The 15,490-nt window shown below is 43.4% G+C and carries 16 protein-coding genes; 9 read left to right on the top strand and 7 right to left on the bottom strand.

Annotation, left to right across the window (positions count from 1 at the left end):
- Positions 1-152 precede the first annotated feature (152 nt).
- On the top strand, positions 153-467 hold the full coding sequence (gene grxC / locus QUA43_RS21320) for a glutaredoxin 3 (RefSeq protein WP_332980048.1): 315 nt from the start codon (positions 153-155) through the stop codon (positions 465-467).
- Between the two features lie 125 nt (positions 468-592).
- Here the strand turns inward: grxC and menD are convergent, their stop codons facing one another.
- Complete coding sequence (gene menD, locus QUA43_RS21325) at positions 593-2,575, bottom strand: 2-succinyl-5-enolpyruvyl-6-hydroxy-3-cyclohexene-1-carboxylic-acid synthase (RefSeq protein ID WP_333376278.1); 1,983 nt, start codon at positions 2,573-2,575, stop codon at positions 593-595.
- A 73-nt stretch (positions 2,576-2,648) separates the two neighbouring features.
- Between menD and QUA43_RS21330 the strand changes: the two genes are divergently transcribed.
- Positions 2,649-2,948, top strand: a complete 300-nt coding sequence (locus QUA43_RS21330) for an antibiotic biosynthesis monooxygenase (RefSeq protein WP_333376279.1) — start codon at positions 2,649-2,651, stop codon at positions 2,946-2,948.
- A gap of 52 nt (positions 2,949-3,000) precedes the next feature.
- Here QUA43_RS21330 and QUA43_RS21335 read toward each other — a convergent pair whose 3' ends face one another.
- Positions 3,001-4,434 (bottom strand): isochorismate synthase, encoded by a 1,434-nt coding sequence (locus QUA43_RS21335; protein ID WP_333376280.1) that lies wholly within the window; start codon positions 4,432-4,434, stop codon positions 3,001-3,003.
- A gap of 383 nt (positions 4,435-4,817) precedes the next feature.
- Between QUA43_RS21335 and menA the strand changes: the two genes are divergently transcribed.
- From menA to QUA43_RS21365, 6 genes are all read left to right on the top strand, one after another.
- On the top strand, positions 4,818-5,714 hold the full coding sequence (gene menA / locus QUA43_RS21340) for a 2-carboxy-1,4-naphthoquinone phytyltransferase (protein WP_333376282.1): 897 nt from the start codon (positions 4,818-4,820) through the stop codon (positions 5,712-5,714).
- 150 nt (positions 5,715-5,864) lie between these two features.
- Entirely contained in the window at positions 5,865-6,110 is a 246-nt protein-coding gene (locus QUA43_RS21345) for a hypothetical protein (RefSeq protein WP_333376284.1), read from the top strand.
- 5 nt (positions 6,111-6,115) lie between these two features.
- Positions 6,116-6,322, top strand: coding sequence for a retropepsin-like aspartic protease (locus QUA43_RS21350; protein WP_333376285.1), 207 nt, complete (start codon positions 6,116-6,118; stop codon positions 6,320-6,322).
- A gap of 231 nt (positions 6,323-6,553) precedes the next feature.
- Positions 6,554-7,354 carry a 2-succinyl-6-hydroxy-2,4-cyclohexadiene-1-carboxylate synthase gene (menH, locus tag QUA43_RS21355; RefSeq protein WP_333376288.1) on the top strand — a complete coding sequence of 267 codons (801 nt, stop codon included), beginning with the start codon at positions 6,554-6,556 and terminating at the stop codon, positions 7,352-7,354.
- An 11-nt stretch (positions 7,355-7,365) separates the two neighbouring features.
- Positions 7,366-8,400 (top strand): o-succinylbenzoate synthase, encoded by a 1,035-nt coding sequence (locus tag QUA43_RS21360; RefSeq protein ID WP_333376289.1) that lies wholly within the window; start codon positions 7,366-7,368, stop codon positions 8,398-8,400.
- 76 nt (positions 8,401-8,476) lie between these two features.
- Entirely contained in the window at positions 8,477-9,904 is a 1,428-nt protein-coding gene (locus tag QUA43_RS21365) for a 2-succinylbenzoate--CoA ligase (protein WP_333376291.1), read from the top strand.
- Positions 9,905-10,022: 118 nt separating this feature from the next.
- Here QUA43_RS21365 and QUA43_RS21370 read toward each other — a convergent pair whose 3' ends face one another.
- The 4 genes from QUA43_RS21370 to QUA43_RS21385 all read right to left on the bottom strand — a co-directional run bounded on the left by QUA43_RS21370 (position 10,023) and on the right by QUA43_RS21385 (position 13,769).
- Positions 10,023-10,994 (bottom strand): putative 2-dehydropantoate 2-reductase, encoded by a 972-nt coding sequence (locus QUA43_RS21370; RefSeq protein ID WP_333376292.1) that lies wholly within the window; start codon positions 10,992-10,994, stop codon positions 10,023-10,025.
- Between the two features lie 77 nt (positions 10,995-11,071).
- Positions 11,072-11,497, bottom strand: coding sequence for a thioesterase family protein (locus QUA43_RS21375; RefSeq protein WP_333376294.1), 426 nt, complete (start codon positions 11,495-11,497; stop codon positions 11,072-11,074).
- Positions 11,498-11,650: 153 nt separating this feature from the next.
- Positions 11,651-12,097: a tellurite resistance TerB family protein gene (locus QUA43_RS21380; protein WP_333376297.1), complete on the bottom strand. Its 447-nt coding sequence runs from the start codon at positions 12,095-12,097 to the stop codon at positions 11,651-11,653.
- 367 nt (positions 12,098-12,464) lie between these two features.
- Positions 12,465-13,769, bottom strand: a complete 1,305-nt coding sequence (locus QUA43_RS21385; protein ID WP_333376299.1) for an ATP-binding protein — start codon at positions 13,767-13,769, stop codon at positions 12,465-12,467.
- Between the two features lie 125 nt (positions 13,770-13,894).
- Between QUA43_RS21385 and QUA43_RS21390 the strand changes: the two genes are divergently transcribed.
- Positions 13,895-14,218, top strand: a complete 324-nt coding sequence (locus QUA43_RS21390) for a TMEM14 family protein (RefSeq protein ID WP_190735279.1) — start codon at positions 13,895-13,897, stop codon at positions 14,216-14,218.
- A gap of 202 nt (positions 14,219-14,420) precedes the next feature.
- On the opposite strand, the gene QUA43_RS21395 is transcribed toward QUA43_RS21390, so the two are convergent.
- On the bottom strand, positions 14,421-15,446 hold the full coding sequence (locus QUA43_RS21395) for a hypothetical protein (RefSeq protein ID WP_333376301.1): 1,026 nt from the start codon (positions 15,444-15,446) through the stop codon (positions 14,421-14,423).
- Positions 15,447-15,490: the final 44 nt, after the last annotated feature.

The following is a 15,490-nucleotide window of genomic DNA, read 5'->3' on the forward strand; positions in this document are numbered from 1 at the left end:
AGTGATCCGAGTAGAGTCAAGTTGTGATTTGGGTCACAATGCGATCGCCCGACAGCTTAAAACCCACCTCTGGCAGATGCGCCCATACCAGCGGAATTTATACACTTGGTATGATTTCTAAATGAGTTCCACCCTTACCCCCCCTACCGAAAATGCTTGATTTTCTCAATCCCATCTTGGGCCGCAAGCCCGATCGCATCAAAGCCAATGTGGAAATCTATACTTGGCAAACCTGTCCCTACTGCATCCGCGCCAAAACTTTGCTGTGGTGGAAAGGCGTAAATTTCACGGAATACAAAATTGATGGCGACGAAGCCGCTAGAAAAGCAATGGCCGATCGCGCTAACGGACGCCGCAGCGTACCCCAAATTTTCATTAATAACCAACACGTAGGCGGCTGCGATGACATTCACAAACTCGATGCAGATGGACAGTTAGATCCGCTGCTAGCTCAACCAGCAGTTTAAACTGAGATATTATTGCAGCATTCCCAAGAACAGGCTTTCGGGCCTGTTCCACAAAAAGTGAATTTTCTGCTTGTGGGGTGGGCCGGAAAGCCCGCCCGCGAAAGGCTTATTGACAAAAGTCCTGACTACAAATCTTTGGCAAATTTACTTAGATTGTCTTGCCGCCATTTAGCATCCGATCGCCTGTCTGTTTGCAATTCTAAGACGCGAATCCCGCTATTTGGCAGCAAATTTAATTTTTGTTTGAACTGTTCCCAATCCTCAATTACCTCGTGTTTCACGCCATAAGTTGCACACAACTGAGCAAAGTTGATATGCTGCGGCGTGGCAAAAAACTCTTCAAAGGGCGGGTCAAATTTGGCAACTGGCAACATTTCAAAAATTCCGCCGCCGTTGTTATTAATTAATATGATTGTCAGATGACCGACAAATTTATTTTTAATTAAAAAACCGTTTGTATCGTGCAAAAGTGTTAAATCACCTGTTAGCATAATGCTGCTTTGATTGCGGTGAGCAACTCCCAATGCTGTTGATAATGTGCCGTCTATGCCGTTAGCGCCACGATTGACAAAAGTTTTTATTTCTAAGTTGTTTGGCTTCCAGAAAAACTCTACATCTCTGACGGGCATACTGTTGGCAATAAATATCGGTGTTCCAGGTGGCAAAATTTGGGAAAGCAGCCAGGAAACTTTGGGCTCGATTATGTTGTTAATTGCTGATATTTTTTGGTCTATTGTTTGTCTGATTTGGATTTCGGTGTTGCGCCAAAGTTGGAGGTATTCGTTTGAGGGAGAGGTTTGAACCCCCCCTAACCCCCCCTTATTAAGGGGGGGGACTGGAGTTGATTTGTCCTTGTTTAGGGGGGGGATTTGAGTTGACTCGCCCTTGTTTAGGGGGGGGATTTGAGGGGAGATATTAGTGGTAGCAGTGGTTAGAACCCCCCCTAACCCCCCCTTGCTAAGGGGGGGGACTTGAGAGGACTCCTCCTTAAGCAGGGGGGGGACTTGAGTTAATATAGTTGCGAGATTAGTTGCGAGATTTTCTACGGAGGTTCGGAGATGAATTGTTTGGCCGTGTAGCGGATCGAAGTTGTGGTGGCTGGGGTCGATTATGTAGCGTTTTGGTTGGGTTTTGTCTAGCCAGTTTCGCAGTTCTTTGCTTGTGGGTAAGTCTCCGATTTGAATGGCGATTTCTGGGCTGAATTTATCTGCTAGTTGGCGGTTTCGCAGGATTAAATCGTAGGTGGAAATTAGATGGGGGTTTAGTTGGGCGTGGTTTCTGACTGGGGATAGTCCTTCTGCTAAAACTGGCCAGTTTAATAATTGCGAAATTTGGCCGATCGCACTACAGTATTTTTCGGCAAATTGAGGCTGTGCAACGCCTGCAATAATTATCCCTTTGCTGCACTTTTGCCATTGTTGCATTGTACTTTCTTCTCCCCCCCTTAACAAGGGAGGGCTGGGGGGAGTAGAGCTTTCTCCGGCGAAAATGGGTTCTAATCCTGCAAAAAAATCTTCGGGATTGAATTGTGTTTCTAAAGCTTCTACAGCTATGTCTGGAACGGGTATAAGCGGGTCGCGTAAGGGGATGTTGAGGTGGACGGGGCCGGGTGTTGGAAATTGCGATCGTTCCCAAGCATACACGATCGTCTGGCGCAGATAGTCTAGCATTCCTCTGGACGCAGAAGGTATCGCTAATTCGGCTTGCCAGTTCGGATAATTGCCGTATATTTTAACTTGGTCGATCGCTTGTCCGGCGTGACAGTCCCGCAGTTCCGGAGGGCGATCGGCGGTGAATATTAGCAGCGGAATTCGACTTTCTCTAGCTTCTATTATCGCCGGATAAAAGTTGGCTGCGGCGGTTCCAGAGGTACAAATCAGTGCGACCGGTAAACCGGATTTTTTGGCGATTCCTAATGCAAAAAAGCTGGCTGAACGTTCGTCGAGTATGGGAATAGTTTCTATTTTTTTGTTCTGGGCAAAAGCTATTGTTAGCGGTGCCGATCGCGAACCGGGACAAATCACGGCTGTAGTTAATCCCAACCGCTGCAAAGTTTCTGCTAATACGGAAGCCCAGACGGTATTTGTGTTGCGAAAATCTATTGGCATTGCTAAACCTGAGTAGCTCAACTCTGTATTGTGCTACGATATTATACCCAAATAATTGTCAGGATACATTTTTATGATTCTTGAGGCGGTTGTGCTTAATGTAAAATCTGGCTGTGAGGGTGATTTTGAGATAGCTTTTACAGAAGCATCCAGTCTGATAGCGTCTATAGATGGATATTTATCTCACGAACTTCATCGCTGCACAGAAGTTCAAGGAAAATATCTATTATTAGTGAGATGGGAAAATTTAGAATCTCATACAATTAGATTTAGGAATTCCGCTGAATATCAAGAGTGGAAAAGAATGCTTCACCATTTTTACGATCCTTTTCCCATAGTAGAACATTTTGAGGAGGTGAAAATTAAACATTAACACAGACTCAATCAATTAGCCAGACAACTCTACATTCTGCACATTAGCTGAATTAAACTAAAGCATTTAAAAGTGGTTGTAATTTGAGCTGAATTTCTGCTAGTTCTTTTTCCGGTTCCGAACCGGCAACAATACCAGCACCAGCATAAAGTATAGCCCGATCGCCGTCGATTAAAGCCGATCGAATTCCCACAGCAAATTCGCCGTTGCCACTGCGATCGATCCAGCCGAGGGGTGCTGCGTACAAAGAGCGATCGCAGCTTTCGCAGCGGCGAATTTGTTCTAGGGCAATATCTCTCGGCACGCCCGCTACCGCTGGGGTTGGATGCAGTTGAGCTAAAATCTTTAATAAATGAATATCAGGGGGAATTTGAGCTGTGATGGGTGTCCACAAATGCTGAATGTTTGATAGTTGCAGCAGTCTGGGCACTGGGGAAAATTTGGGAGTTATGCCGAGTTTAGACAGGCGATCGACAATAAAGTCAATCACAACTTGATGTTCGCGAATATCCTTCTCACTCTCTAGCAATCCTTGGGCTAATTTCGCATCACCCGCCTCAGTTTTTCCCCTCGGTGCCGAACCTGCTAAAGCATCTGTTAATAACTGATTGTTGTGAATGCTAATTAAGCGTTCTGGACTGGCACCGATAAAATTTTGTCCTTTGCCGTTACTGGTTGAAAATACATAGCAATCTGGATAGCTGAGGCGCAAGTTGTTTAATGAATCTATTAAACTGAAAGGGGTTTGAGCAATCACATTAATTGCTTGAGATAAAACAATTTTACTAAAATATTTAGATGCGATCAATTCTAAAGCAGACTTGACTGATGCTTTGAATTGATTAGCATCATTGACGGGGATTTGTTTCAAAGATATCGAACTGTCGATCGCAGTAGTTAGTTTATGGTATTTACGAGATTCAATCTTATCAAAAGTTTGCCAAATATTTTCAGCAATGTTTTTAACGTTTCGATCTTTTTCTATTACGGCATTGGCGACGAGAATGCAGCTATCTTTCTGTCGGGTAATTTGCCATTTTGGTAAAAATATGGTGGCGGGCGGAAAGTAAGAATTAGCGGCAATGTTCTCATCAAAAAAAGCAAAGCTACAAAAAAAGTGAGGCCCGCTAAATGGCAAGCGTTCCGCACCAATGGTAATTGTATTGGCAACTGTTGAACGAATAAAGTTTTGAGCTGCCACAAATCGATCGGTTCCTGCTACGGTGAGATGGATTGCCGAATCAAGGGCGGCAATTGCAAAACTTTTGCCGGCAATGGGGTCTCTTTTTTCAAAGTAAAAGTGCCGCTGACAAGGTTCGGAAATCTCTTGCAGTACAGCTAGCGGATCGAGGGGATAAATTTCCTGAGAAATACTAACTATTTTTGTGCGTTCTTTCTCGGTTAAAGACTGCTGGCAATTTAACAGAAACTGATGCAGTTGATTGCGGTCTTGCAAGAGATTAGCGCGGTGCGGTATTACTGTCATGAAAGCGAGAATAGCAGATTTGTCAGATAGAGTGTGGGTTTGTCCGGCTAAAACCCCTATTTCGATCTAAGCACGGGAGGGCGATCGCAAAACACGACCTTTTGAGTTTCCCTCCCTGTTTGGGCTCTGTTGGGGAAAAAAACCGACCGTCGGGCGATCGAGCGAAACATTTAGACACAAAACTTTAAGATCGATCGGCTAAATTTCGCAAAAGTCGATCGCCCCCCGCAGAGGTTTACAGACGGGCTACTTGCGCTGTTTGAGTGCCGCCACAGCCTCTGTGTGGATGTCAGCCGCGCACTCAACCCGATCGAGAGTAGACTTTGTTCACCAATAAAATTGTAAAATTACTAAACTGCTATCAATTGAATCAAGTTTGTGTGATGACAACAAAGTTAATTGAACGTCCAAATAGTAAATTGTGGCTGGCGGCAATCAAGCCGCCCATGTACAGCGTTGCGGTGATTCCTATTTCAGTAGGAACAGCAGTTGCTTTTGCCGAAACTCAAACGATTAATTCGTCAATCTTTTCGACATTTTTAATGTCAGCCATTTTGATTATAGCATGGCTGAATCTCAGCAATGATGTATTTGACTCGGAAACAGGCATCGATAAAAATAAAGCACATTCTCTAGTTAACTTAACCGGAAATAAAGCTTTAATTTTCGGGCTGGCTAATCTGTTTTTAGCAGTCGGAGTGTCGGGAATCTGCGCCATAAGCTGGTGGCAAAAAGACCCAACAGTAATTTTGCTGGTAGTTTTGTGCTGTGCACTGGGCTACACTTATCAAGGGCCTCCGTTTCGTCTTGGCTATCAAGGTTTGGGGGAAATAATCTGCTTTTTCACTTTTGGGCCGCTAGCTTTCGCCGCTGCTTATTATAGTCAGACTCAAACTTGGTCTGCCACTAATTTTGCAGCGTCGGCAATCGTGGGAATTACTACGAGTATCATCTTATTTTGTTCTCACTTTCACCAAGTTGAGGACGATGTGGCGGCGGGTAAAAAATCGCCAATTGTGCGACTCGGTACGAAAAAAGGTGCTCAGTTGTTGCAGTGGTTATGCGGCAGCGTTTATGCTTTGACTGTGCTATTTGTGGCTTTGGGAATGTTCCCAAGTTGGACGTTGTTAATTTTTGGGAGTTTGCCATTTGCGATCGACCTTTGCCACCATGTCACAGACTATCACGACCAACCGGCAAAGGTCAGCAACTCTAAGTTTATCGCAGTCACGCTGCATTTTTCGAGCGGATTGCTGCTGGCGTTGGGCTTTGGTTTGTAGATCGGGCGATCGAGAATTCCGGTAAATTGGAGGTATGGTTTGCTAAGCTGAGGGAGTTGGGGGAGTTGGCAGAGTTGGGCGACTTCTCAAAATCTTCTTTAATTTAGCAATCCGTACCTCACATTGAATGGTCAAAAGGAGAATCAAAGCATGAGTACGCAAACAGAAATTGGCAAAATTATGAGTTTAGAAGAAATCATCCACTTATATCCTAGCGAGTGGGTGCTAATTGCTTACACTGAACTGGATGAGGATTTGAATGTAATTCGAGGTGAAGTTTTAGCACACTCACCGGAGCGCGATTTGCTTTACAATAATGCTTTGTCAAGGAAGGGAAAATCGGTGGCAATAGAATACACCGGCCCTATCCCTGAAGACTTAGCAGCTATGTTGTAACAAAAATGCCAGATTATCAAAAAGCTTATCGCTTGTTGCGTCACGGACGAAATTTGCTCGCGGTGCAAGCAACCATTGGTGGAAATAATGGTGAGGCTACTGAGTATCGGGTGCGTTTATTGGTGGATACGGGAGCCAGCTACACAATATTGCCAGTTAAAACATTAGAGGATTTGGGTTACGATACGCGCAATCCTCTCCGCAGGCAATAAATCTTTACAGGTCAAGGAAGAATCTATGTTCCTGTAATTAATGTATCTTGGTTTAATTGCGTGGGTCAACTAATAGAAAATTTTGACGTATTTGCCCACGATATACCGCCAAATGTTCGTATAGATGGTCTTCTTGGTATGGACTTTCTCACTCGTTTTCAGGCAGTTATCTCTGTTGGCGATGCGGAAATTAGATTTCAGTAAATACGGCAATTATAGTAATAATTGTATATGGAGATATTTAAAAATTATCAATTTCACTATTCCTTAACTGGCAACAAGAATCAACCGACACTTTTATTTTTGCATGGATTCACTGGCAACAGTCAAGACTTTAGTAGCATCATTCCCTTACTTCTTAAAAGTTATTGCTGTCTAGCAGTTGACCTTCCCGGCCACGGAAAAACCAAAGTCAACGGCGATGAAACTTGCTACAATATGTCAAAGACTGCCCAAGCATTGATACACTTATTAGATGACTTAGAAATAGACAAATGTTTGTTGTTGGGCTATTCAATGGGCGGGCGATTGGCACTGTACATGACATTACATTTTCCAGAAAGATTCGAGAAAGTAGTGTTAGAGTCAGCTTCTCCGGGATTGAAGACAGAAAAAGAGCGATCGCACCGCCTGGAAGCCGATTTACAGCTAGCACAAAAGCTGGAAAATAGCAACATTAAAGATTTTTTATTCAACTGGTACGATCGCCCTTTATTCAAATCTTTAAAAAACTCTCCCCACTTCGACAAACTCATAGAAACCCGCTTAGCAAACAATCCCTTAGAATTAGCCAAATCCCTCCGCAACATGGGAATCGGCAACCAGCCCTCTCTCTGGGAAAAACTCGCACAAAATCAAATCCCTCTCCTCTTGCTCGCGGGAGAATATGATGATAAATTTACAACTATAAATATCGAAATTGCCAGCTTGTGTCCGGCTGCGCGTCTGGAAATTGTACCAAAAGCTGGTCACAATATCCATTTTGAAAATATTGATACGTTTGTCGCACTTGTGAGACAATTTTATGATTAACTAAAAAACAAATGCTTTATCAATTCGAGTTTCGCACTTATCAGCGAAAATTTAACCGTCCACTGCGAACAAGTCACGGCATTTGGGATATTCGCGAAGGAATTATCCTGCGACTTGTTGGCGAAAATAATCGAAGTGGTTGGGGAGAAATTGCTCCTTTGAGTTGGTTTGGTTCCGAAAGTTTTGAGCAAGCTTTAGATTTTTGTAAATCGCTGGCGACTAATATTTCAGAAGAAACTATTTTTTCAATTTCCGCTGAATTGCCTGCTTGTCAATTTGGCTTTGAGTCAGCACTAAACGAGCCAAATTCACCCCCCCCAGCCCCCCCTTGCCAAGGGGGGGAGAAAAGTGAAAATTTAACTTACCTTTGCCAAGAGGAGGAGAAGAGGCTGAGTCAGTACAGCGGTTTATTGCCAGCAGGTGAAACAGCTTTGCAGGCTTTGCAAGTTCTTTGGTTAGAGGGATATCGCACGTTTAAATGGAAAATTGGCGTTGCTGCAATTGAACAAGAATTAAAGATTTTTCAGCAGCTAATCCAAGCAATGCACAAATTGTGCGATCGCGAAAAAGCATTTTTGCGCTTAGATGCCAACGGGGGACTCAATTACTCGCAGGCTAAAACATGGCTGGAAGCTTGCGACAAGGTAAAAGCAACTCCCGACTTTTCCGCAAGCATTGAATTTTTGGAACAGCCGCTGCCCGTAACACATTTTCAGGAAATGGTAGAATTGAATGCTATTTATGCAACTGCGATCGCCCTTGATGAATCTGCTGCCAACCTCGATCGCATCCAAGAGTGCTACAGCCAAGGCTGGCGGGGCATTTTCGTCATTAAACCTGCGATTGCTGGTTCTCCATCTCAACTGCGAAAATTTTGTAAAACTCACAACATAGACGCTGTTTTCTCATCAGTATTTGAAACCGAAATCGGCAGACAAGCAGCATTAAATTTAGCAACCGAATTATCTGTAAATAAGAGAGCACAGGGCTTCGGCACCGATTGCTGGTTCGACGACAATCATTCGATTTTAGATTTTAGATTTTAGATTTTAGATTACTCCCACGACTACATCAAGCGGGTTAGGTAATTGTTTTGGATCGAGAAACTTGGTGAAAGCATCTATGGCAACAAATCTAACAGTAAATATCCTGGATATCGCGGCTAGCTTGCCCGATAATTGGCTTATCGGTTGTGACAGTCGCGAATTTGCCCAAATTGTCGATCGGCTATTTCATGAAATCACCCAAAATCCAGCACAAAAAACACCCCCAAAAATTTGCCTTGCCGAACCAGAACCCGTGCAATTTCTTGCCAGTTTCATCGCCGCCCGCGCCGCAAAATGCCCGATTTTTCTGTGCAATCCTAACTGGGTAAAACAAGAATGGCAACAAGTCTTTGATTTAGTTCAACCAGACATATTTTTAGGACAATACCCGCTTGCAATCACTCCCCATATTCCAGTCCGCGAAGGCGGACTTCGTTTGTGTAGCCGCGAATTCCATTCGCCCGAATTCCATTCTAAAAACGGTTTTGATACAATCATGATTCCCACCGGCGGTTCTTCAGGAAAAATTCGTTTTGCCATCCACACTTGGGAAACGCTAACCGCATCAGTGCAAGGCTTTCAACAATATTTTCAAGCTGACAAAATCAACTCATTTTGCGTTTTGCCATTATATCATGTCAGCGGTTTAATGCAATTCATGCGTTCCTTTACTACCAAAGGAAAACTCGCTATTCAGCCATTTAAAGAATTAGAAAATGGTCAAATATGCGACATCGAACCCGAAGAATTTTTCATTTCTTTAGTTCCAACTCAACTGCAACGGCTGCTGCAAAACCCAGATACAGCTAATTGGCTTGGACGGTTTCAGGCTGTACTTTTGGGCGGTGCTCCCGCTTGGCCGGAACTTTTAGAAACAGCTAGAAACTATCAAATCAAATTAGCGCCTAGTTACGGCATGACCGAAACAGCCTCGCAAATTGCTACACTAAAACCCGAAGATTTTCTCGCGGGTAATAACAGTTCCGGTCAAACTTTACCGCACGCTCAAATAACTATTCGCAGTGCCAATGGCGAGATTTTGTGCGACAATCAAATCGGAAATATTGCGGTCAATGCTAAATCTTTGGCGTTGGGTTATTATCCTGAAAATTTTGCCGATCGCCAATACTTCCAATTAGACGATTTGGGATTTTTTGATAAAAATAACTACTTAAATATCGTCGGACGCAGCAGCGACAAAATTATCACAGGCGGAGAAAATGTATTTCCGGCGGAAGTCGAAGCCGTTGTGCGATCGACTAATTTAGTGGCGGATATTGCTGTAATTGGCTTGCCAGACAAAGATTGGGGTCAAGTCGTTACAGCTATCTACGTTCCCGCTAATTCCGAAGTTACTGTCAACAATCTGCAAGCGGCAATAGAAGATAAGTTGAGCAAGTTTAAACGGCCGAAATATTGGGTTATCGTCGAAAAATTGCCGCGCAATTCTCAAGGCAAAGTTAATCGAGAACAATTGCAAAAAATTGCGAGCAAATATCAATAATTATTAGGCGCAGTCAATGCAGAAGGCAGAATTTCTCATGCTTATTTCTGACAACAGTCAACAGTCAACAGTCAACAGTCAACAGTCAACAGTCAACAGTCAACAGTCAACTGACTAATTACGACAAACCTAATAGCCTTCTCGTCCTCTCCGCTTCTTGTCTTTGAACATCCACAAACTTCAACATTCGGTAAAGTACCTCTATTTGGGGCAACTTAATACCTGCCTGCTGCGCCACCCGTATCGGATTACCAAAAATCGCCTCAACTTCCAGGGGTCGCGATTCATCATAATCGATTTTCATGCTGGTGCGGTAAGGCTTCATTTTCTGAGTGTATTCCAGCATCTGTGGGATAAATTCATCGGGAATAATGCGATCGCAACTTTTGGCTCCCGCTACCACTTCCCCCATGATTTCCTCCACTAAAATCAGAGTATCAGGATTAGCCATCAGTTCGTCAGTTCTCGCATCCAATACTACAGACAGCCCGTTATAAGGAATATTCCAAACCAGCTTTTTCCACCTTGACAATAGCAAATCTTCGCTCATTTTAATAGGAATATGAGCACGTTTAAAGTCCTTAGCAATTTGGTGCAATCTATCAGTAATACCGATGGCTTTGTAGTCTTGGGCATATTCTCCCAGCGTGATAGTGCCGTAATCTAGGTGGCAGATGTGACCTGGCCCAACTTTATAAGAACAGAGAAAACACAGCCCGCCAAGCACTCGTTCTGCACCGACAATTTTAGCGACTTCCGGTTCCGTATTTAATCCGTTTTGCAATACTAAAACCGCGCCGTTATCCTTTAATAAAGGAGGCAAAATTTTTGGCAACAAGTGATTTTGAGTTGTTTTCAGCGCTAGAATTACTACGTCGCACTGAGGCATTTTGTGCGCGTCGTGGTAGGCGCGGACGTGGGGGAGGGTGAAGTTGCCTTCGGGAGACTCGACAATCAAACCGTGTTTTTTGACGTGATCGTAATCGCTGCGTAGCAAAAAATTGACTTCTAAACCTGCTTGTTGCAGTCTAGCACCGTAAAATCCGCCTAAAGCTCCCGTGCCCACAATGGCATAATTGCGATTTGACATACTATCAACAATTCAGAAATAATTATCAACCAAACAGAAATTTGACAGTCATTCCCTGCTATTATTTAAAGATATAACTAATCGGAAATCTCAATCTCAAATTTCCTCATCCACTGTATCAAGTCTTCAGATAGCTGTTTTCTAGTTCGGCTAACTGCATCGATGCAGACGTGCTTAGTCAGAGCTTTAGCAGCGCTTCTTCCTGCAACTTCCTCAGAAAATACTTGATAGGCAATTTCAAATTCATCGCCAGTAAGTTGTTTGGGCGTCAATTGAATTATCAGCCGATCGCCCGCAAACATTGGGCGATAAAAATCTACACTAGCATGAATTATGGGAAAAGCAACCTCGAAATTGCTTAAAAATGCTTTGAGATTGATTCCGGATGCTGCTAGAGATGCCTCGTAAGCTTCGTGGCACATCGCCAAAACGTTAGCAAAGTAAACGACTCCAGCAGCATCGGTATCTTGAAAGCGAACAGTGCGGGTGTAAGTGAAAGGCATTTGAGGTAGTAGCGGGCGATCGCAAATTCGATCGCAATTTTACCAACCATCATATCGGTAAACCCGCACTTTTGGAGAAGTTATCAGCTAAGTAAGTAGGCGCTAATTTTTTATATTGTAAAATTCGCTCTCCTCACTGCTCCCCCTTCTTTTTTAACCTTTGTTCTTAATCAACATCACGTCTATAATCTTGAGTGCAACATCTTCGGAAAGCCCCAATGCACTGTAAAGATCGTTCAAAAGTTGTTCTTCTTCTTCTGAAACCTCGCCATCGGCTAAAGCGATATCAGTTGTCACAGCAAAAACAGTTTCTTTAAGTTCGTCGGGAAGCGTTGCTAAAGCCGCATTAAACAGTACCTCAACTCCTTGCCGTTGCAGAATCATCAGCAGGCGTTCGAGCATTTTTCTCATCACGTCATCGGGATAACTGCGGAACAGTTGCATCCGAGATAGCGTCATGCTAATCGCTTTACTTTCGCTGTCATTGATGTAACCGTCGGCTGCTACAGCAATTAGCGCGATCGCCGCAAATGATTCGGCAGGCCCTAACGTTACGTCCGTTTGTTGGCGAGTCTGCGATACTTTATCAAATAAACCCATGATATTTTCCTCGTTATTTAGTGGTCGATTTAGGGAGTCAGGATGGGTTCTGGCTCTGGAGGTTTCTTTGGGGATTTTGATAATTATATCAAATTTTGTTAGTTAGTTGTTATCAATAAAATTATGAAAAAATTAAGAATTTTTATTTCGCCCTTGGGTGCTGTAAGGGCGGGTTGATTCCTATCCAGAATTGCCTTCCCATATATCGGCTAAAACAGGCATCTTGCACCATTGTAAGCAACAGGCAAGATGCCTGTTCCACAAAGAGTGAATTTTATTGTGGAACAGGCAAGATGCCTGTTCATAAAAAACTTATTGAGAAGGATGTAACATCTCAGTTAAAACCCGCCTTCCCAGCGCCACCGATCTACTTGTCAAAAAGGGCTAAATCTGCTTTCAGGAAATCAACAAACTGCCGCGCAGTCCTGCCCGATCGCCCATTGCGACGAGTTGCCCATTCTTTAGCGCGGTGTTCCAAATCATCGGGAGCGAGTTTGATTCCAGCAAGTTCTGCCAGATGTCGGACAATTGTTAAATAAGTGTTTTGATCGGCCGGTTCAAAAGTTAAAGTCAAGCCAAATCGATCGCTAAATGAAAGTTTTTCCTGCACAGTATCCCAAGCGTGAACTTCGTCTCCATCGCGGGGGCGAGGCCTGTCGTCAAAAAACTCTCGAATTAAATGCCTGCGGTTAGATGTGGCGTAAACTACCACATTTTGAGAGCGAGCAGTGACATTCCCCTCTAAGACAACTTTCAGAGCTTTAAAAGCATCGTCATCTTCCTCAAAAGACAGGTCATCCACAAAAATAATAAACTTTTGAGGAACTCCCCGCAACTGCTCGACAATTAGCGGCAAATCTTGCAAATCCGATTTAGATACTTCAATCAAGCGCAGATTGCGAGATCCAAATTCATTTAATAGCGACTTCACCAAAGAAGACTTGCCGGAACCGCGGCTGCCGTACAGCAAAACGTGCAAAGCCGGATAACCTGCCAGCAAAAACTCCGTATTTTTCACCAGAGCATCCCGCTGCCAATCGCAGCAAACCAACTCTTTTAAAGTTATGCGATCGGGATGCGAAATATTTGCCAACTCCCCTCCCCGCCACCTAAAAGCGCGATATTCGGCAAACAAACCCGTGCCAAACTGTCGGTAATAAACTGCCAAAGATTCCGCCGCGCTCGACCATTTTTCCAGTTTTCCGTGCAGCGGCAAATCTCCCTGTTCTGCTACAGTTTCTGAATGCCAAATCGGAGGCACTGCGTCAAGTTGACCCGCTACCCGCACCCACTTGCTCAACTGTTCGCTGCTGCATTCGTAAATATTTTGCAGCACTTCTAAATCATGTCGGGCGGCCTCCACCAACGCGGGGGGCAAACTTGCAAAATCTGTTTGCTGAGCTCGGCGTGAAAAGGGGTTTTCGTCTTTGAGAATTTCGGAAATCAGAGAATCTTTCCAGCTTAAATTTTTAGCAGCCTGAAGTTTGAACCAGTTCCCGTAAGCTACCTGACATTCCAAACCGCTGACTTCGCTGTGGTGAAGGGCTTGCAGCAAATCGAGAAAAGCTTGACCTGCGGGGCTTTTGAGAACCGATTGATACAGCAGCAGGGATGCTGCTTGGCGCTGGAGGTAACGGATTTGGGCGATCGCACCAGAAGTTAGGGCTGACATAATGGCAATTGTATAACAGTTACATATCCTGACTGGCTTTAATAAATTTTCTAACAATTCGTGACACTAATTGCAGGCTGCGCTGTATAAATTTAGATGCACTTGTGAAATCGGGAGGATTAAAAATGAATTTAGGTACAGCAGCGGCGATCGGCTACGGCATTTTAACACTGGTTGGCGGCATCATGGGTTATATCAAGGCTAAAAGCCAAGCCTCGCTCATTTCGGGCTTGATTAGCGGTTCCCTGCTAATTTTTGCCGGCACCGCCCAGCTTATGGGACAAAGTTGGGGTTTAACATTAGCAGCAGCCATCTCCGCTGTTTTAGTAATAGTCTTTATTGTGCGCCTTGTTAAAACTCAAAAATTCATGCCCGCCGGAATGCTAATTTTAGCTAGCTTAGCGTCTTTGGGCGCGATCGTTTACGAAATCAGCGGTCAATATCAATAATCTGTTGACTGTTGACTGTTGACTGTTGACTGTTTTTAGTGGTCAGTGGTTATTTGTTAATTGTTAGTTGTTCGTTCTAATAACCAATAACCAATAACCAGTGACCAATAACCAGTGACCAATAACCAATAACCAGTGACCAATAACCAATAACTAATAACTAATAACTAATAACTAATAACTAATAACTAATGACTAATGACTAATGATTGATAACTGCATCAATATACTGCTGAACTTCCCTGAGTTGCTGCCGCTGGTATTCGATCCAATCTTTTTCCGCCGCTCGCTGTTCCGGCGTCTCTTGCTGATACCGCGCCTGCTTCTCTAAAAAATTATTGTAGAATTTAATTGCTTTTTCAACTGTTTGAATTGCCAGTTTCATACGCGCATCAAAAATTGCTAAAATCACATTCTCCAGGATTGACCCAATCACTTTACAGAAATCTTCAAAATCGACCAAACTGATTCCCAGATTGCTTTTATGAACCAGAGTTTCTACAGGTTCTTTCAGCGTTTCTTTAAAAGTCTTCATATAAGAATCCGGCAAATATTTCAGTGGCTCCGTAAACTTAGATACAATCTCCCCACCTATTGATTGTAGTCGTTCTCTAAATTTTGACTGACTGTTTAGGTCGAAGCATTCAATACAAACTTCAATTTTTTCTATATCAATAGATTGTAATTCTTTAAAAATTAAACTTAGTTCATTCTCCATAATTAAAATCACTCGCTCTGCCTGGGCATCCACTTCATGTCGCAACTCTTTGTGCAAATTATCTTTTTCAAAAAAAACGATAGTATCTCTTTGAAAGACTTGATAGTTTTTATCCCACAAAAAACACTGATTTTTTAACTTTGTAGCCTTGTCGAGCCACGATTTGCGAACTTTAACAACAGCATCATATTTGCCCTGTTTTCCTAAAGTGCGAATTCTCACATCGCATCCGCTTAGTTCGCCAATTTGCTCCCAGACATCAACAGGAGATGCTCCAGTAATTCTCGGCTTGCTATTCCAGACATCCTCAGCCTGAGATACATCTTTGAAACATACCTGAAGTAGCCCTTTGAGTCTGATGGCAGATTCCTTAATTTCGTCAATACAAGGTTCCACATCTAAACTGAGTTGGGTAGCTGACTGTTTAATCTCCACGGATTGATATTCGTCTGCCAACAATCGATCGCTAAACAGGGTAATAGCCTGGAATGCCTTGAGATACTCATTCATTTCCTTTGATGCCTCGTTTCCATAAACAGCATACAATACAAAAC

Origin of the sequence: Microcoleus sp. N9_B4 (assembly GCF_036701635.1) — a bacterium.
In the GTDB taxonomy this organism is placed as follows: domain Bacteria; phylum Cyanobacteriota; class Cyanobacteriia; order Cyanobacteriales; family Microcoleaceae; genus Microcoleus.